The sequence below is a fragment of the Enterococcus sp. DIV1090 genome (assembly GCF_050537975.1).
GTDB classification, from domain to species: Bacteria; Bacillota; Bacilli; order Lactobacillales; family Enterococcaceae; genus Enterococcus; species Enterococcus faecalis.
This window is the reverse complement of the sequence record NZ_CP172917.1, coordinates 2,056,509-2,080,609: the sequence shown is the minus strand read 5'-3', so window position 1 is coordinate 2,080,609 and position 24,101 is coordinate 2,056,509. Positions and strand designations below refer to the sequence as shown.

At 37.2% G+C, this 24,101-nt stretch carries 26 protein-coding genes; 21 read left to right on the top strand and 5 right to left on the bottom strand.

Annotation, left to right across the window (positions count from 1 at the left end; all coding sequences use genetic code 11):
* Window positions 1-12 precede the first annotated feature (12 nt).
* The 10 genes from IGL48_RS10050 (at window position 13) to holA (ending at window position 8,862) form a co-directional block, all read left to right on the top strand.
* Window positions 13-1,137 (top strand): CAP-associated domain-containing protein, encoded by a 1,125-nt coding sequence (locus tag IGL48_RS10050; protein WP_010713205.1) that lies wholly within the window; start codon window positions 13-15, stop codon window positions 1,135-1,137.
* On the top strand, window positions 1,134-1,568 hold the full coding sequence (locus tag IGL48_RS10045) for a YlbF family regulator (protein ID WP_002384211.1): 435 nt from the start codon (window positions 1,134-1,136) through the stop codon (window positions 1,566-1,568). Before IGL48_RS10050 ends, IGL48_RS10045 begins: the two co-directional genes overlap by 4 nt.
* Window positions 1,558-1,908, top strand: coding sequence for a YlbG family protein (locus IGL48_RS10040; protein WP_002359714.1), 351 nt, complete (start codon window positions 1,558-1,560; stop codon window positions 1,906-1,908). The genes IGL48_RS10045 and IGL48_RS10040 overlap by 11 nt, the downstream gene beginning before the upstream one ends.
* A 59-nt stretch (window positions 1,909-1,967) precedes the next feature.
* Window positions 1,968-2,561: a 16S rRNA (guanine(966)-N(2))-methyltransferase RsmD gene (gene rsmD / locus IGL48_RS10035; RefSeq protein WP_002414371.1), complete on the top strand. Its 594-nt coding sequence runs from the start codon at window positions 1,968-1,970 to the stop codon at window positions 2,559-2,561.
* A gap of 1 nt (window position 2,562) precedes the next feature.
* Window positions 2,563-3,054, top strand: a complete 492-nt coding sequence (gene coaD, locus IGL48_RS10030; protein ID WP_002356693.1) for a pantetheine-phosphate adenylyltransferase — start codon at window positions 2,563-2,565, stop codon at window positions 3,052-3,054.
* Window positions 3,041-4,111, top strand: a complete 1,071-nt coding sequence (locus IGL48_RS10025) for a SepM family pheromone-processing serine protease (RefSeq protein ID WP_002382735.1) — start codon at window positions 3,041-3,043, stop codon at window positions 4,109-4,111. Before coaD ends, IGL48_RS10025 begins: the two co-directional genes overlap by 14 nt.
* 62 nt (window positions 4,112-4,173) lie before the next feature.
* Window positions 4,174-4,851, top strand: a complete 678-nt coding sequence (locus tag IGL48_RS10020) for a helix-hairpin-helix domain-containing protein (RefSeq protein ID WP_002384213.1) — start codon at window positions 4,174-4,176, stop codon at window positions 4,849-4,851.
* 122 nt (window positions 4,852-4,973) lie between these two features.
* On the top strand, window positions 4,974-5,477 hold the full coding sequence (locus tag IGL48_RS10015; RefSeq protein ID WP_002356697.1) for a ComE operon protein 2: 504 nt from the start codon (window positions 4,974-4,976) through the stop codon (window positions 5,475-5,477).
* A gap of 34 nt (window positions 5,478-5,511) precedes the next feature.
* Window positions 5,512-7,776 (top strand): DNA internalization-related competence protein ComEC/Rec2, encoded by a 2,265-nt coding sequence (locus IGL48_RS10010; RefSeq protein ID WP_202518471.1) that lies wholly within the window; start codon window positions 5,512-5,514, stop codon window positions 7,774-7,776.
* 57 nt (window positions 7,777-7,833) lie between these two features.
* Window positions 7,834-8,862: a DNA polymerase III subunit delta gene (gene holA / locus IGL48_RS10005; RefSeq protein WP_002362655.1), complete on the top strand. Its 1,029-nt coding sequence runs from the start codon at window positions 7,834-7,836 to the stop codon at window positions 8,860-8,862.
* Window positions 8,863-8,913: 51 nt separating this feature from the next.
* On the opposite strand, the gene IGL48_RS10000 is transcribed toward holA, so the two are convergent.
* Window positions 8,914-9,855, bottom strand: a complete 942-nt coding sequence (locus tag IGL48_RS10000; protein WP_002384217.1) for a 2-dehydropantoate 2-reductase — start codon at window positions 9,853-9,855, stop codon at window positions 8,914-8,916.
* A 168-nt stretch (window positions 9,856-10,023) separates the two neighbouring features.
* On the opposite strand from IGL48_RS10000, the gene IGL48_RS09995 reads away from it, so the two are divergent.
* A complete protein-coding gene (locus tag IGL48_RS09995; RefSeq protein WP_002382741.1) occupies window positions 10,024-10,581 on the top strand; it encodes an acyl-CoA thioesterase in 558 nt (185 codons plus the stop codon).
* Window positions 10,582-10,667: 86 nt separating this feature from the next.
* On the opposite strand, the gene rpsT is transcribed toward IGL48_RS09995, so the two are convergent.
* Window positions 10,668-10,919: a 30S ribosomal protein S20 gene (gene rpsT, locus IGL48_RS09990; RefSeq protein WP_002356703.1), complete on the bottom strand. Its 252-nt coding sequence runs from the start codon at window positions 10,917-10,919 to the stop codon at window positions 10,668-10,670.
* Window positions 10,920-11,129: 210 nt separating this feature from the next.
* On the opposite strand from rpsT, the gene IGL48_RS09985 reads away from it, so the two are divergent.
* From IGL48_RS09985 to IGL48_RS09975, 3 genes are read left to right on the top strand one after another with little or no spacing between them, the layout of a single operon-like run.
* Complete coding sequence (locus tag IGL48_RS09985) at window positions 11,130-12,164, top strand: inorganic phosphate transporter (protein WP_002356704.1); 1,035 nt, start codon at window positions 11,130-11,132, stop codon at window positions 12,162-12,164.
* A 12-nt stretch (window positions 12,165-12,176) separates the two neighbouring features.
* A complete protein-coding gene (locus IGL48_RS09980) occupies window positions 12,177-12,800 on the top strand; it encodes a DUF47 domain-containing protein (protein WP_002356705.1) in 624 nt (207 codons plus the stop codon).
* Between the two features lie 18 nt (window positions 12,801-12,818).
* Window positions 12,819-13,604, top strand: a complete 786-nt coding sequence (locus tag IGL48_RS09975) for a ChbG/HpnK family deacetylase (RefSeq protein ID WP_002362199.1) — start codon at window positions 12,819-12,821, stop codon at window positions 13,602-13,604.
* Window positions 13,605-13,642: 38 nt separating this feature from the next.
* Here IGL48_RS09975 and IGL48_RS09970 read toward each other — a convergent pair whose 3' ends face one another.
* Window positions 13,643-14,473: an undecaprenyl-diphosphate phosphatase gene (locus tag IGL48_RS09970; protein ID WP_002356708.1), complete on the bottom strand. Its 831-nt coding sequence runs from the start codon at window positions 14,471-14,473 to the stop codon at window positions 13,643-13,645.
* A 115-nt stretch (window positions 14,474-14,588) separates the two neighbouring features.
* Between IGL48_RS09970 and IGL48_RS09965 the strand changes: the two genes are divergently transcribed.
* The 5 genes from IGL48_RS09965 to IGL48_RS09945 all read left to right on the top strand — a co-directional run bounded on the left by IGL48_RS09965 (window position 14,589) and on the right by IGL48_RS09945 (window position 19,687).
* Complete coding sequence (locus tag IGL48_RS09965) at window positions 14,589-15,149, top strand: PTS sugar transporter subunit IIA (protein ID WP_002380597.1); 561 nt, start codon at window positions 14,589-14,591, stop codon at window positions 15,147-15,149.
* Window positions 15,150-15,299: 150 nt separating this feature from the next.
* Complete coding sequence (locus IGL48_RS09960) at window positions 15,300-16,409, top strand: DUF871 domain-containing protein (RefSeq protein ID WP_002384220.1); 1,110 nt, start codon at window positions 15,300-15,302, stop codon at window positions 16,407-16,409.
* A complete protein-coding gene (gene murQ, locus IGL48_RS09955) occupies window positions 16,384-17,274 on the top strand; it encodes an N-acetylmuramic acid 6-phosphate etherase (RefSeq protein WP_002384221.1) in 891 nt (296 codons plus the stop codon). The genes IGL48_RS09960 and murQ overlap by 26 nt, the downstream gene beginning before the upstream one ends.
* Window positions 17,275-17,296: 22 nt before the next feature.
* Window positions 17,297-18,751 (top strand): PTS transporter subunit EIIC, encoded by a 1,455-nt coding sequence (locus IGL48_RS09950; RefSeq protein ID WP_002384222.1) that lies wholly within the window; start codon window positions 17,297-17,299, stop codon window positions 18,749-18,751.
* An 87-nt stretch (window positions 18,752-18,838) separates the two neighbouring features.
* Complete coding sequence (locus IGL48_RS09945) at window positions 18,839-19,687, top strand: MurR/RpiR family transcriptional regulator (RefSeq protein WP_002382748.1); 849 nt, start codon at window positions 18,839-18,841, stop codon at window positions 19,685-19,687.
* Between the two features lie 49 nt (window positions 19,688-19,736).
* Here IGL48_RS09945 and IGL48_RS09940 read toward each other — a convergent pair whose 3' ends face one another.
* Window positions 19,737-20,447, bottom strand: coding sequence for a histidine phosphatase family protein (locus tag IGL48_RS09940; protein WP_002359733.1), 711 nt, complete (start codon window positions 20,445-20,447; stop codon window positions 19,737-19,739).
* A 40-nt stretch (window positions 20,448-20,487) separates the two neighbouring features.
* Window positions 20,488-21,114, bottom strand: coding sequence for an MBL fold metallo-hydrolase (locus IGL48_RS09935; protein WP_002356716.1), 627 nt, complete (start codon window positions 21,112-21,114; stop codon window positions 20,488-20,490).
* Window positions 21,115-21,333: 219 nt separating this feature from the next.
* On the opposite strand from IGL48_RS09935, the gene guaD reads away from it, so the two are divergent.
* Together guaD and IGL48_RS09925 are read left to right on the top strand one after the other, a co-directional pair.
* Window positions 21,334-22,719 carry a guanine deaminase gene (gene guaD, locus IGL48_RS09930; protein WP_002378547.1) on the top strand — a complete coding sequence of 462 codons (1,386 nt, stop codon included), beginning with the start codon at window positions 21,334-21,336 and terminating at the stop codon, window positions 22,717-22,719.
* A gap of 3 nt (window positions 22,720-22,722) precedes the next feature.
* Window positions 22,723-24,054 (top strand): nucleobase:cation symporter-2 family protein, encoded by a 1,332-nt coding sequence (locus IGL48_RS09925; protein WP_002384223.1) that lies wholly within the window; start codon window positions 22,723-22,725, stop codon window positions 24,052-24,054.
* Window positions 24,055-24,101 lie beyond the last annotated feature (47 nt).

Here is a 24,101-nt window from a genome sequence, read left to right as displayed (position 1 = left end):
AGAGGGGAAAAAATGAAGCGATTTTGGGCCTTTACTGCTGTTTTTTTAACAGTTCTACTCATCGGATATTTAGAGCCAGTTTTTTTCCCTGCTGAAAAACCAACCGAAACAGCTCAAAGTGGGCGCTTATCCAGCGCTCACACCGCTGTTCCTCATGAAGAATTGCCAGCTTCTGGCTACGCAGCATACATAGGGAAAGATGTGGAAACCTTTATCCGCCAGTTTGGCAATCCTAAAGAAAAAATTAAAACAGGTCGTACGTATGAATTATGGACGTTCGGTTTGACGATGAATGATTACTTAGAAGTCAACGTTCGAGAAAATAAAGTCATCGCAATTAAGGCCTTTAACAATGACAAAATGATAGAACCGTTTAAAATAGATATGAAGCTTGCTGACTTGTCTGATTTAATGACGATTTATTCGAATTTTGCATTTAATTTTCATCATGAAGCTTACGATGTCGAGCTGATGGAAGAAGATATGAACTATCGACCACTGGTTGCTTTTGATAATGGCAGTTTTGCAGTGTTATTTTTTAATCAGCGGACAGGCGGTTTAATGGCAGTTAATTATGTCAATAAAGAAACGTTGCTCACGGAAATGCCGTATCAATTAAATGAAGGTTCTCCTTTGCCAGTTGATATAACGCAGTCAATGACCTTCGATCCTGTTCAAAGTAACCAAGCGATTTATGTCATGAATCTGGTTAAACAGCAAGAAAGTCAAGCTGCTTTTTCAGTTTCTACACAAAGCCAAAAAGATGCCCAAACATTGTATCAAACGATGGCTAACCATACTCCAACAATTTTGTCGGCAAATCGACAAGCAGAATTGTTACAAACGAGAGAGGAACATACAGCCATTCATCCCTTTCATTTGACTAAGGACGAATTTTCTTTATTAGTTAAAACGAGCAAACTTTCGTTGAGAGAACCAGCAGGTATATTCCAAGAACCTGTTTATGATAGTACCTTTACTATTTTGTCATGGTTTTCGGACCCGCAATATGATAGCTATTTTGCTGAGTCAGAAACGACAGAATTGGGCGTTGCCTTTTCCAATGAAGGTGTGTTAGTCTTATTAGAGAAACGACCAGAAAATAGGCAAATCACGGAGAGTAGTGAAAAGTTATGATTGTGACAGAACATTTATTTGCAATTGAAGATCAAACAGAATGTTTAATTTCAGCACTTTTAGAAAGTGATGCTGTTCAAAACTATAAAGAAGCAAAAAAAGCTATGTATGCTTCGGCGGAAGTTGCTCAGTTACAAAAAGCATTTTTAGAAGCTAAGTCAGCCTTTGAACGAGTAGAAGCTTATGGAATTCATGCACCCGATTTTCGGGAGAAACAACGAGCCCTACGTAAAGCGAAGCGGGCGCTTGATTTAAATGAAATCGTTGCAAATTATCGTTTTGCTGAGACAAACGTTCAAACGTTGCTAGATACAATTGGTTTAAAGATTGCGCAACTAATTTCTGAAGATATTAAAGTAGATGCTGGAAATCCTTTCTTTGAACGAGGAAAGAAACATTCAGGTTGTGGAGGAAGCTGCCATGCAAGCTAAAGAAGAAAAAGAATTTACGCTTCAAGAGCGTCGTTGCCTAATTGTTTGGGTATACACATTAAAACCGTTAAAACAGTTACGCCGATATGGACTGATTCACTATGTTTCACGAAAAATGAAATATGTGGTGATTTACATGAATGAAGAAAATATTGAAAGTAACATGGAAAAAATTAATCAGTTACATTTTGTTCGTAGTGTCGATAAATCGTATCGACCAGATGTCGAAATGAATTTTGCTGAAAAAATTGGTACCAAAGCGGCTTATCAAGAACAAGAAGACGACGGCTATGTAGTAGAGGAATTATCTACAGAGATTCGCTTAGCAGAGAATGTCTAATGCAAAAGAGTGAGAAATGTTATGAGAAATTTCAAACATTTTTCACTCTTTTTGTTATAATGAATTATAAAAGAATGATTGATAAAGGAGTCGAAACAATGCGTGTTATTTCTGGAGAATATGGTGGCCGGCGTCTGAAAGCGTTAGATGGCGACAATACTAGGCCCACAACAGATAAAGTAAAAGAATCTATTTTTAATATGATTGGTCCATATTTCGATGGTGGAATGGCGCTGGATTTATATTCAGGAAGTGGCGGGTTAGCGATTGAAGCCGTTTCTCGTGGAATGGACAAAAGTATTTGTATTGAAAAGAATTTTGCTGCACTAAAAGTAATTAAAGAAAATATTGCGATTACAAAAGAACCAGAAAAATTTGAAGTTAGAAAAATGGATGCTAATCGTGCCTTAGAACAGTTTTATGAAGAGAAGCTACAATTTGATTTGGTCTTATTGGATCCGCCCTATGCCAAACAAGAAATTGTTTCACAATTAGAAAAGATGTTAGAACGGCAGTTATTAACAAACGAAGCCGTTATCGTTTGTGAAACAGATAAAACTGTCAAATTACCGGAAACGATTGGTACACTAGAAAAAACAAGAGAAACCGTTTACGGAATCACTCAAGTAACGATTTATCGTCAGGAGGCGTAAGATGCGTAAAATTGCTCTATTTCCCGGAAGTTTTGATCCGATGACAAATGGTCATTTAAATTTGATTGAACGCAGTGCGAAGTTATTTGACGAAGTCATTATTGGCGTTTTTATAAATACAAGTAAGCAAACATTATTTACGCCAGAAGAGAAAAAATATTTAATTGAAGAAGCAACTAAAGAAATGCCAAATGTGCGTGTTATCATGCAAGAAACCCAGTTAACTGTGGAAAGTGCAAAATCATTAGGGGCTAATTTTTTGATTCGTGGCATTAGAAACGTCAAAGACTACGAGTACGAGAAAGACATTGCTAAAATGAATCAACATCTGGCGCCAGAAATTGAAACGGTTTTTCTATTAGCAGAAGAACCATATGCACATGTAAGCTCCAGTTTACTAAAAGAAGTTTTACGTTTTGGAGGCGATGTGTCTGACTATCTTCCTCCCAATATTTATCATGCGTTAAAACAAAAGAAGAATGACTGGAGCTAAAATAATGAATAAAAAAACAGAAAAATTTTCGTTTAAATCACTCATTCCAATGGTATTGGCATTGCTGCTAATTGGTTTGTTTATCGTCCCAATTCCTTATTATATTGAAGGACCAGGAACGACAGAAAATTTAAAAGAGTTTGTAACTGTTGATGGAAAAAAAGATACGCAGTCAGGTGCTTTTTATTTAACAACGGTGGGCATTCGTTCGGCCACTATTTTTTCTGCCATAAAAGCAAACTTTTCGGATTTTCAAGAAGTCATGTCCAAAAAAGAATTAATGGGAGATAGTAGTAATAGCGAATATAATCGAATTCAACAATATTATATGGATTCCTCAAAAAACGCCGCAATTGAGCAAGCCTTAAAATTAGCGAAGGTTCCATATGAGATGAAATTTAAAGGTGTCTATGTGTTAGCGATGGAAGACAACTCAAGTTTTAAAGGAAAAATTGAAGTTGGCGATACCGTGACAGGCGTGGATGGTAAATCTTTTAAAAGCAGTGAAGAATTAATGAATTACATTAAAGCACAAAAAGTGAATCAAAAAGTCACTGTTCAATTTATTCAAGATGGCAAAGCAAAAGAAGCGACCGGCAAATTAATTGAATTGCCAACAGATAAAAAAGCGGGGATTGGTATTGGTTTGACTGATCATACTGAAATTGATTCTTCTATCCCAGTATCTATTGAAGCGGGTGATATTGGTGGGCCATCGGCTGGGTTAATGTTTACTTTGCAGACCTATGAACAATTAAGTCATAAAGATTTACGTAAAGGTCATGAAATTGCTGGAACAGGTACGATGAACAGTCAAGGAATCGTTGGTAGAATCGGAGGCATTGACAAAAAAGTTGTAACTGCCAGTGAGAACGGTGCAGAAATTTTCTTTGCACCCGATGATGAAATAACTTCAGAAATGAAAAAAGTTGAGCCGAAAATCAAATCGAATTATCAAGAAGCACAAGAAGCTGCGAAAAAAATTGGGACAAAAATGAAAATTGTCCCAGTAAAAACGGTTCAAGATGCCTTGAACTATCTAGAAAAATTAAAATAAAAGTGTGCCTGGGCCAAAAATTACTAGTGATTTTTGGTCCAGGCGCATTTTTTTGTTAAAAAATGCGTAATTATATTTTGAAGGGAGGACAAACGATGGATTGGTTGAAACAGTTACCTAAAAAGTGGCTATTGCTAGGTAGTGGCGCGTCTATAGTTATTTTGATAACTCTATTAGTGGGCATTTATTTGATGGTTAATAAGGAGCCACGTGTAGACACCACAATGTGGGAGGAGACAAGTCTGACCACTATGGCAGAGTTCGCCACAGATGCCACAAAAGAAAGGGCAGAAACAATGATCTATGTTGATATTAAAGGCGCAGTGAAAGTACCAGGAATCTATCAACTAAAAAATCAGCAGCGGATTTGGGATGCTTTAGCTTTAGCTGGAGGCGTGAGCGAGGAAGCTGATACTACCCAGGTCAATTACGCTCAAAAAGTAAAAGATCAAATGATTATTTACGTGCCCAAAAAAGGAGAACCAGTGCCACAGTCATTAGAAACGCTGCAGGAATCAGCACCTGCTCAGCAAAATCAGGAGGAAAAAATCAACCTTAATAGGGCAACAGAAGCAGAGCTACAAACGATTTCAGGAATCGGTGCGAAAAAAGCACAAGAGATTATTCGCTTTCGTGACGAACAAGGACCGTTTAAAACCGTCGAGGAACTGAAAAATGTTCCAGGTATTGGAGAGAAAACAGTAGAACGTTTAAAAGACATGTTGACAGTGACTGGCTAACTTTTAACAGAAAATTCCTGAGAATTCTTGACTATGGGATGCGGATAACATACTATTTGTAATAAGATTAAATGATTTGGCAAATCGAACACAGGAGTCATTAAAAATAAAGGAGGTTTATTATGGAACGAATTCCATGGGACCAATATTTTATGGGACAAAGCGTCTTATTATCATTAAGAAGTACTTGCACACGGTTAACTGTCGGAGCAACCATTGTTCGCGACAAACGAATTATTGCAGGAGGTTACAATGGTTCAGTCAGTGGCGGAACGCATTGTATTGATGAAGGATGCTATGTTGTTGATAATCATTGCGTTCGAACAATCCACGCAGAAATGAATGCAATTTTACAATGTGCGAAGTTTGGCGTCCCTACAGAAGGGGCAGAAATTTATGTGACACATTTCCCTTGCCTGCAATGTACAAAGATGATTTTACAAGCAGGGATTAAAAAGATTTATTATTTAAAGGATTACCGTAATGATGCGTACGCCCTAAATTTAATTGAACAAGTAGGAGCCACGGTTGAAAAAGTGACTTTAGTACCAAAATATTTTGCCGAATTACAATGGGGAGAAGAATTTGCCACACTTGAGGACAATCCTTCCTCAGCTGAGGAATAATTGGTTCTTCATAGCTCTGCTGACTAGTTGTGGGCTGTGGTGTTTTTTCGCACCTAGTCTATTAGGAGCTCTTCTTTTTTCTATCACTGTTATCCGTATTGTCTGTACAAAAAGTTTTCCTGTTATATTGGGAGGTTTTTTGTGCAGTTTTTTAATAGTAGGGGGCATATTGATTTTCCAGTGGTTAAAGCCAGTCTCTTTGTTGCCTAAAGAAGTCCGCTTGTCAGGACAGCTAACGATATTACCAGATGAAATACAAGTAGATGGTGATCAAGTAAAATTTCCTGCCAATTGGATCGTAAAAGGCAAAAGGCAGAAAGTGATGGCATTTTATCAATTAAAAAGTGTGAAAGAAAAACAGCAATGGCAACAACTAACCACAACCATTCAGGCAACCGCTGTAGGTATTTTAGACTCGCCCCAAGGTCAAACCAACAAAAATGGCTTCAATTATCAACTATTTTTAAAGAATCAAGGAATCGAAGCTATTTTATTCATTGAGGAGATAGGACAACCGCGTCCTTTTTTTTCTTGGCGGTTTAAAGAAATCATTAGCGGCTGGCGGAAATGGGCGATGGTACATATTCAGAAAAATTTTGCTGAGACTAGTGCAATGTATATGAATGCGTTGCTCTTAGGTTTTCGTAATGAAGAATTTGCTGAAATAAGCGATAAATTTTCAGCATTAGGCATTTTGCATCTTTTTAGTTTGTCAGGGATGCATGTTTCTTTTTTCCTTCGTTTATTTCGCTTACTAATGCTAAGAATTGCTCGCCGAACGCAAGAAAGTTATTTTTTGTGGCAATGCGGTTTTTCACTGATATATGCTGGTTTAACAGGATTCTCAGTTAGTGTCATGCGGGCGCTTTTACAAACAAACCTCAATACGTTCAATCGACGGTTTAATTGGCAGGTTCCGGCCCTCGATTGTTGGAGTTTAACTCTCTTAGTGCACTTGATTGTTCAGCCAACCCTCTTTTTTTCAGTCGGCGGTCAATTTAGTTACTTACTTTCTTTTGTTCTGCTGTTTTTAGAGCAAACATTGGTTGGTTATTCTTCGCCTTTCATTAAAAATTGTTTAGGCTCTTTCCTATTGGCTGTGGCTTCCTTACCTATTTTAGTCCAATCATTTTATGAATGGCCCTTGTTAGGAAGTTTCTTAACATTTTTCTTGTTACCAATTTTTGAACGGTTCTTGTTACCGCTTTTGACGTTGAGCTTTTTTCTAGTGATTATTATGCCAGCACGCTATTTAGCAGTCTTGCTCGAACCACTATTTTTAACAATGAATGGCTTATTTGAGTGGGTGCTAGTTCACTTAAATCCGAAGCTGACCATCGGCTATTTAAATTCTTGGATACAAATTAGTTTGTTATTACTAATCGGACTTTCAATGATTTATTTAGCAGACAAGTCTAAAAAAATTTTTTTCTCAATCGGACTACTAATTGTTTTGATAAATAGTAAATACCTTTCGCCAATTGGCATTGTTGCAATGATCGATGTAGGCCAAGGGGATAGTTTGTTTATCCAAGCGCCTTTTCACAGAAAAAATACATTGATCGATACAGGTGGTCGGTTGTCTTTTGACAAAGAAGCTTGGCGGCAACGGAAAAATAGTCGATCAGGAGCGGAATATTCAGTGATTCCTTTTCTCAAAAGTCAAGGAGTCAAACGTTTAGATGAAGTGATCATCACACACGCACATGAAGACCATTTTGGCGATTTATTAGCCATTGCGCAGAAGGTTCCAATTTCTGTTCTGTATTTTCCTAAAGGAGCAGCTGAAGCCAATTTTTCGTTTCGCCAAGTCTTGAAACAACTCCAAAAAAGCGGGACAGACTGTCGGCCAATTTTAGCGCCCAAGCGAATTAATGGGCCCGTTTCTTTTCAAATTTTATCACCAAATAAGAGCAGTATTGGGGGCAATAATGACTCGATAGTGTTTTCCACACAATTAGGCGGACGGCATTTTTTATTTACTGGTGACTTGGAAGCCGAAGGAGAAGAACAAGTGTTGGCTCGCTATCCCCAGTTGAAAATCGACATCTTGAAAGTCAGTCATCATGGTAGTAAAACGTCGTCTACTAAAAGATTTATCAAACAGCTTAATCCGCGAGAAGCATTGATTTCAGCTGGACTGAATAATCGTTTTAAACATCCTCATCAGGAGACATTAGCGACGCTGGAGGAGCAAAAAATAAATTATTATCGGACCGATCTTCAAGGAATGATTTATTATCAATGGTTACCTTGGCAAGGGCTTTCTAAAGCCAAATTTGTTAAAGAACAAGACTAGTATTTCCAGAAGTAACATGATAGGATAAACAAGAGAAACGAGAAAAGGAGCGAGCCAATGGAGTTACAAAAAGCTTTGAAAGAAGTGCGAGAGCAAAAAATCGCTCCAGTGTATTTATTAATAGGAACAGAACTTTATTTAACTGAATTATTTAAAACAACATTGATGAAAGAATTGTTGACGGAAGAGGATGATCAATTTAACTTTTTCTCATTTGATATGGAGGAAACACCTTTAAGTGCAGCGATTGCTGAAGCGGAAACAATTCCGTTTTTTGGTGATTATCGCCTTGTCTTTGTGGAAAATCCTTACTTTTTAACTGCCGAAAGAAAAACAAACGGTGTGGAACATGATGTCAATCTTTTATTGAATTATTTGGAAAGTCCATCACCAACAACTGTTCTTGTTTTTATGGCCTCTTATGAAAAATTAGATGAACGAAAAAAAATTACCAAAGCATTGAAAAAAAATGCCACAGTAGTTGATGTCAATCCAATGGATGAAAAGGCTATTCGTCAGTACATTTCTCAAACGATTGAGAGCGAAGGGTACACTATTCGCTCCGATGCTTTTGATTTATTACTTCAATTGACAGACTTGAACTTATCAAAAATTATGGGAGAATTACAGAAGCTGTATTTATATGCCCTTGAGACGAAGACAATTACACGAGGTGCGGTTCAAGAATTAGTCCCTAAGTCTTTGGAACATAATGTTTTTGATTTAACCAACGAAGTACTTTCTGGAAACAGTGAAAAAGCTGTTCAATTGTATGAAGATTTACTTTTACAAGGAGAAGAAACCATTAAGTTAAATGCAATCTTATTGAATCAGATTCGCCTTTTTCTACAAACAAAAATTTTGGCTAAGATGGGCTATCAACAAGCGAATATTGCTGATACATTAAAGGTTCATCCTTATCGAGTCAAGTTAGCGTTACAACAAGTCCGACGATTTGAATTGTCTCGATTAGAAAGACTTTATGATGAATTAGTTGAAAATGATTACCGCATGAAAACGGGCCAAATGGATAAAGAATTACTATTCCAATTATTTATTTTAAAATTGACTGCGCAAGCAAAATAAGAAAGTGCCAGAGACAATCGTCATTCAACGATTGTCTCTGGCACTTTCTTATTATTTAGCTCCTAATAGTTCTTCTTTTCCGTGAACAAGCTGTGTCAACATGGCACAGAAAGGTGTTGCTACGTTGTATTTTTGTCCTTTGCGCCAAACAGCACCATTAATGTAATCAATTTCTGTGAGACGATGATTTTTAATTAAATCTTGATACATAGACGGATAGTGCAAGCCAATACCGTTTGGATCATAAGTTTGAGCAATATGTGTATAGACTTCTGCTTGATCTAAATGAATGGCTTCTTTTTCTGCGACTGCTGCAAATTCACTGATTAATGTTTTAACAAGGGATTCACTAACAGATAGTGCGCCAAATTCGGCAATATTACAATCAAGGATTGTACACAAACCGTTTAGCGTGCCATTGACACAGGCTTTCCGCCAAATAGAGTAGCGAACATTGCTACTATAGCTTGGATTTAAACCAGCTTGTTGGAAGACATCAACGACTTCTAAAGCAAATTCTTTACCAGAAGGATCAATATTTTCTAATTCAATTTCGCCATCACCTAAAAGTTTAACACGTCCCGGTCCTTCTAAACCAGCTGTCCACATGGTAATGCCAACCAAGATGTTTTCTTTTGGTACATATTTTTCTAGTACATCTTCATGACCTAAGCCATTTAATAAACATAGTACATACGTTTTTTCAGTAATCATTGGTTGAATCGCTTTAAACATTGCATCTAATTGTTGTGCTTTAGTTAAAGCGATAATTAAATCTACTTGTTCATTTTGATGGTCAATTTCTTCTGGTGAGAAGATTGGTAAGTTCGCGACAACTTCTTCTCCGTTAAAATCAGCGATTAAACCATTTTTACGAATGGCTTCAATGTGCGCGGGCCATTGATCGATTAAAGTTACATCATTTCCGCCTTGATGCAACATAATTCCTAAACGGCTGCCCATAGCGCCGGCACCAGCAATTGCAATTTTCATGTGTATCCATCTCCTTAAAAGTTCTTTAACCGTTATTATTATACAGCAACTTTCCTAAAAATGAATAAATGGGACTTGCAAATTTGTTATTTTTTAAATGTTTCCTAAAAAGTAAGGATTGCATCAAATGGTAAAGTAAGCTAAAGTAAAGCGTGGAAAAGTTTATAAATGAAAGTAGAGGAATCGTTAATGACGAAAGAAAAATTTTGTCGAGAATCACGAGTGATTCAAACACATCGTGTATTTCCCTTTGATTTAAATCCCTTTGGTGCACTATTTGGTGGGAAATTAATGTCTTTAATTGATGACGCCGCATCCATTTCCGTTTCACGACATTGTCGGAGAGGGGCAGTTACAGCATCTTTAGATAACTTGAATTTTTTAAAACCTTTAAAAGAAAATCACTCAGTGTGTGTTGAAACGTTTGTTTCTGGCGTGCATCATAAATCGATGGAAGTATTTGTTAAAGTTGTAGGAGAAGATTTAACAACTGGAGAGCGTTATTTAGCGGCGACTTGTTTTACAACTTTTGTAGCCATTCCGTCTCATATGAATCCTGAAAGTGACTTCCAATTAGCGGCAGTCGTCCCAGAAACTGCAGAAGAAAAGTTGATTTGTTCCAATTATGAAACGAGACGACAACAACGTTTAGCTTTGCGAGAAGAGACTAAATTATTTAGTCAACATCTCACAACAGATTTACCGTGGATTGATTCACCTTTATAAAAAAATGTCCGAGTCTTTGTGAAAACAGACTTGGACATTTTTTGATGAAAAAAGAAGCTAACATGAATGCTAACTTCTATCTCACATTATTTAGCTAATTTGCTTAAACGAATTTTATCGCGGTTAGCTTTGTTTTTATGGATTAAACCTTTAGTTGCAGCCATATCAACAGCTTTAACAGCTTCGTTGTATAAAGCATCGACGTTATCAGCTCCAGCAGCTACAGCTTCTTCAAATTTCTTGATTGCTGTACGCATTGCGTTTGTTTGAGATGAATTTTTCGCATTCGCGTTAGCACTTGTACGTACGCGTTTGATTGCAGATTCGATATTTGGCATTTGTTTCACCTCCGATGATTTAGGTTTTACACTGGTCAGCCAATGTAATTCAACAGTAATCATTATACCTAATCCATTGTTCCATTGCAATAAAAGACGACAAGTTTTTTTCCTTAACAGACAATTTCAAGAAAAAAATAAGAAAATTTGCCAGAGCCTTAAGAAAAAAGCATACATTTTTTTTAAAACATGCTATGATAAAATAGATAAATGAAAAATGGTGGTGTCTTTGTGAGTATTGCATTATTGGTAACGATTACTTTGGTAATGGGTGTAATTTTTGTTAACGGTTGGACGGATGCGCCGAACGCAATTGCAACCGCTGTCTCGACTCGGGTGTTAAAACCGAATGTCGCAATTTGGATGGCTGTTGTGATGAACTTTTTAGGTGCATTAGTCATGACCTTTTTTAATGCCCAAGTAGCTGAAACGATTAGCAACATTGTTAGTTTTGACGCAAATGGAAACGCTTCACAGGTGGCTTTGGCTGCTTCGCTTTTTTCAATTGTGGTTTGGGCAGTTGCTGCGTGGTATTTTGGTATTCCCACAAGTGAAAGCCATGCGTTAATTGCCGGCTTGACTGGTTCGGCAATGGCATTAGGTGGTTTGGGTGCAGTCAATGGCTCGGAATGGATCAAAGTGCTTGTTGGTCTAGTTGTTTCTACCGTAATGGGCTTTGGCGGCGGATATTTGATTGCCAAACTTGTTGTGAAAGCTTTCTCGGCTGTGCCTAGAAGAAAAGCCAACAAATTTTTTACAGTTGGACAAGCCTTTGGTGCAGGAGCTAATGCTTTTTTACATGGTGCGCAAGATGGGCAAAAATTTATGGGCGTGTTCATGTTAGTGCTTTTTTATAATAATTTAGTCGAAAAAACAGGTGGCGGTTTTGTGATTCCGTTATGGGTTATGGTTCTGTGTTCCATTACAATGGGCATTGGAACTTCTGTGGGCGGCATGAGAATCATTAAATCAGTCGGGATGGATATGGTAAAACTCGAACGCTATCAAGGCTTCACTGCAGATTTAAGCACGGCTATTTGTTTATTTTTAGCATCGGCTTTTGGGATTCCAGTTTCAACTACTCATACAAAAACGACAGCGATTATGGGAGTAGGTGCTTCTAAGCGAATCTCAAGTGTTGACTGGCGTATCGTGAAAGAAATGCTGATAGCATGGATTTTAACTTTCCCAGGATGTGGGCTGATCGCTTATGTGATGTCAAAATTATTTATTGCAATTTTTTAAGGAGAGAAAAACATGGCACGTAAAAAACAATTTGATTATTTTGGAGAATTAAACCAGTTAGCAACAAATGCTTATGAAGCGGCAAAGGTTTTGCAAGAAATTGTAGACAATTATTCATTAGAAAACTTAGTAAAAAAATCAGAAGCGATTCATCAATTGGAAAAAGAGAATGATGAAATTGTTCGCAAAATTTTAAATGAACTCTATATTTCCTTTATTACGCCGATTGATCGAGAAGATATTGTCGATATTACGGATCACTTAGATAACATTATCGATAGCATTAATAGTTTGTCTTATTTACTTGATCATTTAGTTGTCGAAGAAATGATTGCGCCCGCGCTAGAATTAACTGCTTATATTGTTAAAGCGACAGAAGGCGTTAAATCAGCAACGAAGGAATTTGCAAAATTTAAGAATTCCAAAACGTTAGTTTCATTGATTGATGAAGTGAATACGATTGAATCTCAAGGCGATAAATTATACAGTAGCGCCATGAAAGATTTGATGACTAACGAAAAAGATTTATTAAAAGTTATCAAGTGGAAAGATGTTTATGATCAGCTTGAGCGCACGATTAATGATTGTGAATCAGCTGTTAATATTATTGTCGGAATTGTCATCAAAAATACGTAAAGAAAAGAGGGGGAGCTGTTGGTTAAAGTAATTGTTGATGCTGATGATTTTGGGATGTCAGAAGCGATTAATCATGGCATTATCAAAAGTTATGTCGATGGTTTAACAACGTCGACACTTTTGATGCCCAATTTACCAACAGCAGAACACGCCGTTGCGTTAGCAAAAAATTATCCAGGCTTATTTGTAGGTCAGCATACGAATTTTTTATTAGGGAAACCTTGTGCGGACCCATGTATGATTCCTTCACTGGTAGATGAACAAGGCAATTTTCATCGCTCTTCTTATTATCGTCAACAAAAGCAAGTAACCTTCGTATATGAAGAAGTACGACTTGAAACGATTGCGCAATTGACGCGCTTTAAGGAACTAACTGGACATTATCCTGAACATTTTGATTGCCACTCGATTGGGGATGAAGTGGTTGATCAAGTATTTTTAGAATTAGCAGAAGAGTACGGACTTCATACAACCCTGAAATATAGTGGGGAAAAAGAATATCCACCGCAACAAGGTTATTTCCAGGTAACACATTTGTTAGAGTCTGGCGCGTTATCTTATATTCACGAAGGCGTATCAGTGGAGAATTTTTTAGAAGATGACTTTGGTTTATTATGGATGCCGGAATCGGCAATTGCTGAGATGCATTTTGATGTTGGGTATTTGGATCAATTTGTGTTAGATAATTCTTCATATACCACTTTACGCTGCAAAGAATTAGCAACAATTTGTGATCCTCGTGTTCGTCAGTGGTTTGAAGAACAGGGGATTGAGCGAATAACGTTTGGCGATTTAAAAAAATAAAACCGTTGCTTTCAACAGTGAAAGCAACGGTTTTATTTTTATGAGAATAACCAGTAGCCAATTAAAATCGCACCTAAAATTACACGATACCAACCGAAAACTGTAAAATCGTTTTTCTTCAAGTAATTCAATAAGAATTTAATCGCAATGATGGAAACAACGAAGGCAACAATAGAGCCAGTTAATAAAATAATGATTTCTTCTGATCCAAACGTATTTCCTTTGGCCAAGAATTTAAAGATTTTTAAAAAACTTGCTCCAAACATTACTGGAATTCCTAAGAAAAATGAAAACTCTGTTGCAACGAAACGTGAGGCCCCAATTAAGATTGCCCCTAAAATGGTCGCTCCTGAACGTGAAGTTCCTGGAATTAATGCCAGTACTTGGAAAGCACCAACGATTAAAGCGGCTTTATAAGTGAAGTCTTTTAGATTAGTACACTTCGGTGCAACATTTTTATTTCGTTTTTCAATGATAATAAAAGCAATCCCATAAACAATTAACATAATCGATACTGTTAAAAAGTTATAAAAATGTGCATCTAAATAATCATCAAATTTTAGACCAATAACTGCCGCTGGTAAACAAGCGACTAAGACTTTAGACCAAAGAATCCAAGTATCTTTTTTCTCTTCGCCATTTTTCTTTGGTGAGAAAGGATTCAATTTGTGGAAGTATAAAATAACAACCGCCATAATCGCTCCCAATTGGATAACGACGTTGAACATTTCCATAAAATCTTTACTTAGATCGAGTTTAATAAACTCATCCACTAAAATTAAATGTCCGGTACTACTAATTGGAAGCCACTCGGTAATTCCTTCGATAATACCAAGAATAATTGCTTTCCATAGGTTAGCAAAAAGCATGTCACCATTCCTTTCTGAAATAAATGCAAAATACATCAAGTATAAGTATACCCGCTGACAAAGTAAATGCCAATGCAAATTCTTATTTTAAAATAAATTTTAGAATTATACAAAGGTGCCACTTGTAATTCATGAAACTTTTTTCTATACTAGTGATACTTTAAAAAATGGGGGAAGAGAAATGTTTGGATTTTTGAAGAAAAAGAATGAAGTTGTCGAAAATAATACAATGTATGCCGTTGCCAATGGAACCGTTATCCCAATTAGTGAAGTGAATGATCCTGTTTTTTCACAAAAAATGATGGGAGATGGCTATGCAGTAGTTCCAGAAAATGGTGAAATTTATGCACCTATTGAAGGAGAAGTTTTAAGCGTTTTCCAAACAAAACATGCCATTGGTTTAAAAATGACAAACGGTCTTGAAATTTTATTACACATGGGTATCGATACGGTAGAGTTAAACGGGGCACCGTTCACTATTAAAGTGAAAGAAGGCGACCAAGTGACTGCAGATACGGTGGTCGCAATTGCTGATTTAGAAGCAATTAAAGCAGCTGGTAAAGGAACTGAAATGGTTGTCATTATTACCAACATGGATAAAGTAGCACAATTTTCGTTAGAGAAAACTGGCGTGGTTACAGCTGGTACACCAGTTGGCTCTGCCACAGCCAATTAATGAATTAGACAGATATTTCTATAAAGGAATATCTGTTTTTTTTGAACATAAATAAAATTTTATTTTGGAATTAAAAAATATTTAGAAAAATAGTTGAAATTTTATTTCAAACAAGTTATAATGAAAGCGTATTAGAGAGGAGCTAAAAAGATGTATGGTATTTCAGTTTTTCTTGGTGAAGAGATTACAAACGATACAATTATTTATATCAAAAAGATGAAAGCGCTTGGATTTGATGGTATTTTCACTTCTTTACACATTCCAGAAGATGATACTTCCCTTTACCGCCAACGCTTGACTGATTTAGGGGCAATTGCTAAGGCAGAAAAAATGAAAATTATGGTAGATATTTCAGGTGAAGCGTTAAAAAGAGCGGGTTTTTCTTTCGATGAATTAGAGCCTTTAATCGAGTTGGGCGTAACTGGCCTCCGGATGGACTACGGCATTACGATAGAACAAATGGCTCATGCTTCACATAAGATTGATATAGGATTGAATGCTAGTACCATTACACTGGAAGAAGTGGCTGAGTTAAAGGCTCACCAAGCGGACTTTTCTCGCTTAGAAGCTTGGCATAATTATTATCCAAGACCTGAAACAGGCATTGGAACAACATTTTTTAATGAAAAGAACCGCTGGCTTAAAGAATTAGGCTTACAAGTTTTTACTTTTGTGCCAGGAGATGGACAAACAAGAGGCCCAATTTTTGCTGGTTTACCAACATTAGAAAAACATCGGGGGCAAAATCCTTTCGCCGCTGCCGTTGGTTTGATGGCTGATCCTTATGTCGATGCTGTTTATATTGGTGACCCCACAATTAGTGAGCGAACCATGGCTCAATTTGGTTATTATCACCAAACCAATCAATTTCTGTTAGAAGTAGCACCTAGCAAGAGCCTCTATTTGAAGCGAATACTTGGGACTCATACCAATCGTTTAGATGCTGCAAGAGATGTTTTGCGAAGTGAATTATCAAGAACGAGTGAAATGTTCAGAAAAGATGAAATTGCAACGATTGAGTCAGAGCAGACTGAAGCCCGTCCAGTGGGAACCGTAACGATTGATAATGAAAAATATGGTCGCTATATGGGAGAAATTCAAGTCACACTTGTGGACTTGCCGAAAGATGAAAAAGTCAATACGATTACACGAATTATTGAAAAAGATCAAACGATATTGCCGTTAATCAAGGCAGGCAATCAATTTACGCTAGTCACGGAAGGAACGATAGAGAATGAATTTAGAAAACTTAACAACTGAACGTAGAAATGAAAATACAATGGGCTTAGATGAGATGAGTGTCAAAGAAGCTTTACAAAAAATGAATCAAGAAGACCAAAAAGTTGCAATGGCAGTGGGTCAAGAATTAGCAGCCATTGAACCAGTGGTAGAAGCCATCATCAAAAGCTTCAATCAAGGCGGCCGCTTGATCTACATGGGCGCTGGTACGAGTGGTCGGTTAGGTGTCTTAGATGCAGCCGAATGCGTACCAACTTTTGGCGTCGAGCCAGAGATGGTTCAAGGCCTCATCGCTGGTGGTCAAAAAGCAATGACTGTCGCAGTAGAAGGTGCTGAAGATTCAAAAGAACTAGGTCGTCAAGATTTAGTTGATCTAAAATTATCAGCAAATGACATTGTTGTTGGGATTGCAGCCAGTGGTCGGACGCCTTATGTAATTGGCGGTTTAGAATATGCTACAACGGTGGGAGCAGCTACCGCAACTGTGGCATGTAATAAAGATGCTGAAATTAGTAAGTATGCACAAATGCCTATTGAAGTAGATGCAGGACCTGAATTTTTAACAGGTTCGACTCGCTTGAAATCTGGGACAGCTCAAAAATTAATTTTAAATATGTTATCAACTATTTCCATGATTGGTATTGGGAAAGTCTACAATAACTTAATGGTTGATGTAAAACCAACCAATGAAAAATTAGTGGAGCGTTCCAAACGGATTATTATGGAAGCAACGGGTTGTAGTTATGAAATTTCCGAACTAAAATTTGTAGAAGCAGAAGAAAATGTGAAGTTAGCAATTGTAATGATTTTAACTGATAGTACTAAAGAAGAAGCAACACAAAAATTAATTGACGGGAATCAATTTATCAAGAATACATTAAATTAAGGAATTAGGAGGGTGTTTTAACATGGCAGAAGAAAGAATTAAACGCATTGCTGATGGGATTTATAAAGAAGTTGGTGGTCAAGAAAACGTGGACAAAGTCATTCATTGTATGACTCGTGTTCGTATGGATATCCGCGATTATGACAAAGTGGATATTGAAGGATTGAAAAAAATTGATGGCGTTATGGGCGTCGTAGAAGATGATACGTTACAAGTAGTTGTTGGTCCAGGTACTGTTAACAAGGTTGCACAAGAAATGGTAGATCAAGCAGGTGTCAAATTGGGAGAACCATTTAATCATGACACCGCAACTGATGCTTCAGTAGGCAAATCTGGAAAAGATTTAGTAGAAGAAAAAGCCGCTCAAATGAAAGCACAACAAAAAGCGAAACAAAATAACACTTCACCATTTAAAAAAGTGTTAAAAGCCATTTCTAGTATCTTTGTTCCGATGATTCCTGCCTTTGTTGGGGCTGGTATTATTGGCGGGATTGCAGCTGTTATGTCTAACTTAGTTGTTGCTGGTGATATTTCAGCTTCATGGCAACAATATATTGATGTCTTAAATATTATTAAAAATGGGATTTTTGCTTATTTAGCTCTTTACACTGGGATTAACAGTGCCAGCGTTTTTGGTGCAACGCCAGCGTTGGGTGGTGTTATTGGGGCAGTAACAATGTTGACAGGAATGAATCCAGATGCACCAATCAGTAATATTTTCACTGGGGGAACATTATCTGCAGGACAAGGCGGAATTATCGGTGTTATTTTTGCCGTATGGTTATTATCATTGTTAGAAAAACAATTGCATAAAATTGTCCCAGAATCAATTGATATTATCGTAACGCCAACCATTTCACTTTTAGTGATTGGCTTAGCAACTATTTTCTTAATCATGCCTGTAGCCGGAGCTATTTCTAATGGCTTAGTTGGTATTATCAATGTTGTCTTAGAAAAAGGTGGCATGGTTGCTGGCTTTACTCTTGGTTTAACCTTCTTGCCAATGGTAATGTTTGGTTTACATCAAATTTTGACGCCAATCCACATTGAAATGATTAATCAAACAGGGATGACTTTGTTATTACCAATTCTGGCCATGGCTGGTGCGGGACAAGTCGGTGCAGCTTTAGCATTATGGATTCGTTGTAAATCAGATAAAAAATTAGTTGAAATGATTAAAGGTGCCTTGCCAGTTGGGATTTTAGGTATTGGTGAACCATTAATCTACGGAGTTACTTTACCATTAGGACGTCCATTCATTACTGCTTGTATCGGCGGTGGTATTGGTGGTGCAGTAATTGGTGCCTTCGGTAATGTTGGTGCGATTGCTATTGGACCAAGTGGGGTGGCTTTAATTCCATTAATTGCCAACAACCAATGGCTTGCATATGTATTAGGTTTATTGGCTGCTTACGCAGGTGGTTTTGTAGCAACGTTATTCTTTGGGATTCCTAAAGATATGCAAACAACTAAATAATAAATAGAAAAAAGGAGAACTTGGCTTCTCCCTTTTTCTTTGTTAAAATTTAATTGCGTAGGAAATGGTGTATCAGGAGGGGTGTTTATGCAACAAAATATTGTCTTATCTATCCAAGATCGTCTACAACAATTACCAAAATCAGAACGGAAAATCGCAGAATATATTTTAAAAAATACAGAAACAGTTATTTCAATGAATGCGCAAGAGCTAGCGAAACAAGCAGGATCAAGCCCAGCGGCAATTATTCGCTTTTGTCATTCTATGGATGTGAATGGCTTCACAGAGTTGAAACTTTTATTATCTGCAAATCTTGGCCAAATGAAGCAGCAAATGTATACTGAAGTTACTAAAGGGGAATCAACAGCTGACATTAAACAAAAGTTACAGGCGCGCTTTGTTCATGTGGTTGAGCGAAGCGGTCAGACATTAGAGGATGTCGCAGTTAATGAAGCCGTTGATTTGTTGGAAAAAACAGAAGTAATTTTTGTCTATGGGTTGGGTGCCTCTTCGTTGGTTGCTCAAGATATTTATCAAAAATTTACGCGACTAGGCCGAACGGTATTTACAACATTGGATCATCATTTATTTGCTTCTATGTTAGGCTCTACAGAAAAGCCTAGTGTTTTTATTGTTATTTCTAATTCTGGAACGAATAAAGAAGCAAGTACTTTAGCTGATTTAGCGAAGCAGCAAGGGATTCCTATTATTAGTATCACACAAGATGAAAAATCAGTGATTGGTGAAAAAAGTGATATCGTCCTTCAAACCTCTAGTGGGGAAGACGTGCCATTGAGAAGTGCGGCTACTGTTTCCTTGGTGGCACAATTGTATGTAGTCGATGTTTTATTTTTTGCTTATGCAGCAAAAAACTATAAGGAAACCTTAGAAAAAATTCAAATCTCAAGAAAAAATGTAGAACGTTTAAAAGAATAAATAAAAAGAGAAGGTTATCTGTCATTTTGACAGATAACCTTCTCTTTTTTTACAACAAACGGCGCTTTTCAGCGATCTTTTTTCCCTTTTCAATATAAGAAATATCATTAATTCCTTGAATGGTAAATGTTCCTTTTTCGTAAGTTAAGGTCGTCACGCTACCATTCTCCAGCGCCATCTGCATAGGCAAACTTGCATCAATTAAGGAAAGTAAAAAGGAAATTGTTAGTCCATGGGAAACCACCATGACTTTGCCGCCACCATTTTTTTCTCGATGATGAGCGATATCTTCGAAACCAGACCAAACACGATCACGAATAACTTCATAAGGCTCCGCCCAGTCAGCCGTATCGGCTTCAATAATAGCATTTGCTAGCTCACGATAGGTAATTTTCGTGGTCATCATGTCCTCATAACTTTTAAAAGCTAAAATGCGTGGCACCACACCCCAAAGTTCACCATCATAGCCACCATCTAAAGAACCAAAACACCACTCACGAATCCGTTTATCGGTTAGGTAAGGAATCTTTTGGTGGTTTTGATGTTCTTGTAAAATAATCTGAGCGGTTTGCATGGCACGACCACTATCACTACTATAAGCTTCCTTAAAGTCTATGTCTCTAAGGCCTAAGCCTAAATGATAAATGCCTTCTTCTCCTTGTTTGGTTAAGGGGGTATCTGACCAGCCTTGGGTTCGGCCAATCGTATTAAACATCGTTTTTCCGTGACGAATAATATAAAGTGTCGTTGCTTCAGTCATTGCTACTCCTCCTAAGTTTCTTTAAATAGTGAATAAATCTCTAATTAAAAAATGGGTTTGTGGCTTTTTCATGTTGAATGGTTGTGGCATCACCATGGCCTGGATAAACAGGAAATTCTTCTGGTAAAGTGAATAGATAGGTCGTAATACTGTGTAATAATTGTTGCATATCACCAGTGTGTAAATCAGTACGACCAATACTACCTTTAAACAATGCATCCCCAACAACAACAAAATCATCAAAGACAAAGCTGACGCTACCAATTGAATGACCAGGTGTTGGGACTACGGAAAATTTCATGCCGCCAATTTCATAATCGGTTAGTTTAAATTCATGTTCGGCGGGTTGAACAATAATATTTGCTATATCATCATGTCTGCCTAATCCTGAAAGATTCAAAATAGGATTGGAAAGCCACGCTTGTTCTAATGGACTAACATAAACAGGGATTTGATAATGATGGCGCAATTCTTCTACCGCACCAATATGATCATAGTGAGTATGTGTTAATAAAATAGCGGCTGGTTTCTTCCCTAAACGGGTAATTTCTTGAATTAGTTTTGCTCCTTCTGCACCTGGATCAATAATTAATAATGCTTCTTCATTATAAACAAGATAACAGTTTTCTTGAATAACACCTGTTCTAATTTGTTCGATCTGTATCATCTCAGGACCTCCTAAAGTTCTAACGATTCTCTTCAAGTATACCGAAGAATCTTAAGAATAGAAAGTTTTCTTGTTTATCCAAAGAAAAAATAAATCATTCTTATAATGTTCGGTTTTTGCTTGTTTGAACATGGATTTTTTTAAAAAAAATCACATTTTTATAGTTATTAAGCGAAAGTTTATGTATAATCTTCATGTGATAGTAAGGAGGAGTATTAAATGTTTCATTTTGTAATAAAAGGAACAGGTTTTTCTAGTAAAAATTTGCAAGAGATTAAAGTTTATGAAGAGACACTTTTTTGTATAGATGAGGCCGGAGTAATTCAGGAAATAATTGAACCAGATGCTGAAGCGTATGAAACTGTGCTAGCAGAACAAAAAGAGGCACAACGTTTTCAAGAATTGCCCCAAGATTCTTATCTTTTACCCGGCTTTGTTGATTTACATGTCCATGCACCTCAGTGGGCACAATCTGGGACCGCCTTGGATATTCCATTGTATGAATGGCTGAATACGTACACGTTTCCTTTGGAGTCCAAATTTGCAGATTTAACATTTGCCCAACAAGTCTATGATGAATTGGTAACCCAATTGTTAGCTAATGGGACAACAACAGCCCTTTATTTTGCAACCATTCATTATGAAGCTAGCCGTCGTTTGGCAGAGATTTGTGCGGAAAAAGGGCAGCGTGGCTTAATTGGTAAAGTTGTAATGGATGATCTTAATGAGAATCCTGAGTACTATCGTGATCAAACAACGCAACAAGCATTAGAAGAAACGGAACGGTTTATTCAAGAAATTCAAACATTAGCGCAGCAAACAAAACAAGGCGTATATCCCGTTGTAACTCCGCGTTTCATTCCTAGTTGTACAGAGGAAGCACTTAAAGGATTAGGAGAATTAGCAGCGAAATATCAAGTCCATGTTCAAAGTCATTGTAGTGAGAGTGATTGGGAACATCAATTTGTTCAAGAACGTTTTGGAAAAAATGATGCTCAAGCATTGAATGATTTTGGTTTATTGACAGAAAAAGCAGTGATGGCACATGCAGGCTTTTTAGAAGAAGCAGATATGAATTTATTCCATGAAACAGGGACGGCTGTGGCGCACTGCCCAATCTCTAATGCTTATTTTGGCAATGCAGTAACACCGATTGCAAAATTAGTACATCAACATCAAGTAGAAGTTGGTTTAGGTAGTGATCTTTCAGGTGGTTTTTCACCAAGTCTTTTTGACAATTTAAAGCAAGCGGTTATTTCTTCTAGAATGTTAGAAGATGGCGTCGATGCTACAAAAAAACCAGAAGTACGAGGTGTTAAAACAGCACGGATTACAGTAAATGAAGCGTTTTATTTAGCTACTGTTGGTGGTGGTCAAGCGCTAAGTTTGCCAATTGGAAAATTAGAAAAAGGGTATGCTTGGGATGTTCAAATTATTAATACAAGCTTGTCACAAGCACGAATCCCTAAAAATCCAGGGGAATCATTGCTTGATATTTTCCAAAAAATCTTATATTTAGCACGACCAGAAAATATTCGAGAAGTCTGGGTACAAGGTGAAAAAGTACATGATAAAAATTTAATGTCAGCAACTAAAGGAGTATAAAAAATGAGTGAAAAGAAACAAAATAATCTTCATTTAACAGTGGGGCCAGAAGATTCAGTATCTTTTGGGCAGGCCACTATGTTAGGGATTCAGCATGTCTTAGCAATGGACGTGTACGTCGTGCCTGTGATCATTGCTTCAATTATTGGGATTAGCACAGCACAAACGTCTTCTTTAATCCAAGCAACATTCATAGCAGCAGGACTTGCCACGATTATTCAATCTCATTTTTGTATGAGATTACCAGTTGCGCAAGGCCCTTCATTTATTCCAATCGGGGCAATTGCAGGAATTTATTTTGCCAACAACCAACAAGGAAATGGCTGGGGCGCAGTTTTAGGTGCTAGTTTAGTGGGGGCAATTGTTGTTATTATATTAGGATTTACTGGTATTTTTAATCGTTTAATCACTAAATTTGTTCCACCAATTGTGGGAGGAACAATTATTTTTGTGGTGGGGCTTTCGTTAATGCCAGTCGCTTTATCGGATAATATTTACCACGCAAAAGGGGAATTAGGACAAAATATTTTATTAGCATTTATAGCAGCGGGTACGTTGATCTTCTTTGCGCTCTTAGGTTCTGCTTTGAAAAAAGGGCGGATTTTCCGCGTTTCTTCTGTCATTTTGGCATTATTATTTGGGAGCATCGCGGCACAATTATTAAGGGTACTTGATTTATCAGCCGTTAGTGAAGCGGCTTGGTTTAGTTTGCCTCAGTTACCATTAGTTAACTTTTCTTTCCAATTTGATTGGTCAGCTATTGCCACGATGTTAGTTATTTATCTGGTTTTAATGGCGGAAACAACAGGCACTTGGTTTGCTGTGAGTCATGTTGTCGCTGAACCTTTGACCGAAGAAAAAATTAATCGCGGCGTAATTGGTGAAGGCTTAGGTTGCTTAGTTTCTTCATTTATTGGCGGCACGCCAGTAACTAGTTACTCTACAAATGCTGGGATTATTTCAATCACTGGAGTTGCTAGTCGCAAGGTTTTTGTGGCTGCAGGTGCGTGGTTTGTCTTATTTGGCTTATCTGGAAAACTTTCCACCTTGATTTCGGCCATTCCGGCACCAGTTATCGGCGGCGTTTTTGTGGTTGTTTGCGGCATCATTTCTGTAAGTGGAATGAAAGTCATGAGTGATGTAACAATTCATGAAAAAGAGATGTATGTAATTGCCGTTCCGATTATTATGACGTTAGCGTTGACATTGTTACCAAAAGAGTTTTTGGAAACTCTACCACAATTTTTACAATATTTATTTAGTTCACCCGTGGCAACTGCCTCAATTGTTGCTATTTTATTGCAGGCCATTTTACCAAACGTTCAAGAAGGATAAAAAGATTAATTTTCGTTAAAACGCCTTTGACAAGTGGCGGTAAATAG

Excerpts from the sequence above, each read along its gene's own strand:
- IGL48_RS10050 (WP_010713205.1), top strand. The coding sequence starts at position 13 with ATGAAGCGATTTTGGGCCTTTACTGCTGTTTTTTTAACAGTTCTACTC.
- IGL48_RS10045 (WP_002384211.1), top strand. The coding sequence starts at position 1,134 with ATGATTGTGACAGAACATTTATTTGCAATTGAAGATCAAACAGAATGT.
- IGL48_RS10040 (WP_002359714.1), top strand. The coding sequence starts at position 1,558 with ATGCAAGCTAAAGAAGAAAAAGAATTTACGCTTCAAGAGCGTCGTTGC.
- rsmD (WP_002414371.1), top strand. The coding sequence starts at position 1,968 with ATGAATTATAAAAGAATGATTGATAAAGGAGTCGAAACAATGCGTGTT.
- coaD (WP_002356693.1), top strand. The coding sequence starts at position 2,563 with ATGCGTAAAATTGCTCTATTTCCCGGAAGTTTTGATCCGATGACAAAT.
- IGL48_RS10025 (WP_002382735.1), top strand. The coding sequence starts at position 3,041 with ATGACTGGAGCTAAAATAATGAATAAAAAAACAGAAAAATTTTCGTTT.
- IGL48_RS10020 (WP_002384213.1), top strand. The coding sequence starts at position 4,174 with ATGCGTAATTATATTTTGAAGGGAGGACAAACGATGGATTGGTTGAAA.
- IGL48_RS10015 (WP_002356697.1), top strand. The coding sequence starts at position 4,974 with ATGGAACGAATTCCATGGGACCAATATTTTATGGGACAAAGCGTCTTA.
- holA (WP_002362655.1), top strand. The coding sequence starts at position 7,834 with ATGGAGTTACAAAAAGCTTTGAAAGAAGTGCGAGAGCAAAAAATCGCT.
- IGL48_RS10000 (WP_002384217.1), bottom strand. The coding sequence starts at position 9,855 with ATGAAAATTGCAATTGCTGGTGCCGGCGCTATGGGCAGCCGTTTAGGA.
- IGL48_RS09995 (WP_002382741.1), top strand. The coding sequence starts at position 10,024 with ATGAAAGTAGAGGAATCGTTAATGACGAAAGAAAAATTTTGTCGAGAA.
- rpsT (WP_002356703.1), bottom strand. The coding sequence starts at position 10,919 with ATGCCAAATATCGAATCTGCAATCAAACGCGTACGTACAAGTGCTAAC.
- IGL48_RS09985 (WP_002356704.1), top strand. The coding sequence starts at position 11,130 with ATGAAAAATGGTGGTGTCTTTGTGAGTATTGCATTATTGGTAACGATT.
- IGL48_RS09980 (WP_002356705.1), top strand. The coding sequence starts at position 12,177 with ATGGCACGTAAAAAACAATTTGATTATTTTGGAGAATTAAACCAGTTA.
- IGL48_RS09970 (WP_002356708.1), bottom strand. The coding sequence starts at position 14,473 with ATGCTTTTTGCTAACCTATGGAAAGCAATTATTCTTGGTATTATCGAA.
- IGL48_RS09960 (WP_002384220.1), top strand. The coding sequence starts at position 15,300 with ATGTATGGTATTTCAGTTTTTCTTGGTGAAGAGATTACAAACGATACA.
- murQ (WP_002384221.1), top strand. The coding sequence starts at position 16,384 with ATGAATTTAGAAAACTTAACAACTGAACGTAGAAATGAAAATACAATG.
- IGL48_RS09950 (WP_002384222.1), top strand. The coding sequence starts at position 17,297 with ATGGCAGAAGAAAGAATTAAACGCATTGCTGATGGGATTTATAAAGAA.
- IGL48_RS09945 (WP_002382748.1), top strand. The coding sequence starts at position 18,839 with ATGCAACAAAATATTGTCTTATCTATCCAAGATCGTCTACAACAATTA.
- IGL48_RS09940 (WP_002359733.1), bottom strand. The coding sequence starts at position 20,447 with ATGACTGAAGCAACGACACTTTATATTATTCGTCACGGAAAAACGATG.
- IGL48_RS09935 (WP_002356716.1), bottom strand. The coding sequence starts at position 21,114 with ATGATACAGATCGAACAAATTAGAACAGGTGTTATTCAAGAAAACTGT.
- guaD (WP_002378547.1), top strand. The coding sequence starts at position 21,334 with ATGTTTCATTTTGTAATAAAAGGAACAGGTTTTTCTAGTAAAAATTTG.
- IGL48_RS09925 (WP_002384223.1), top strand. The coding sequence starts at position 22,723 with ATGAGTGAAAAGAAACAAAATAATCTTCATTTAACAGTGGGGCCAGAA.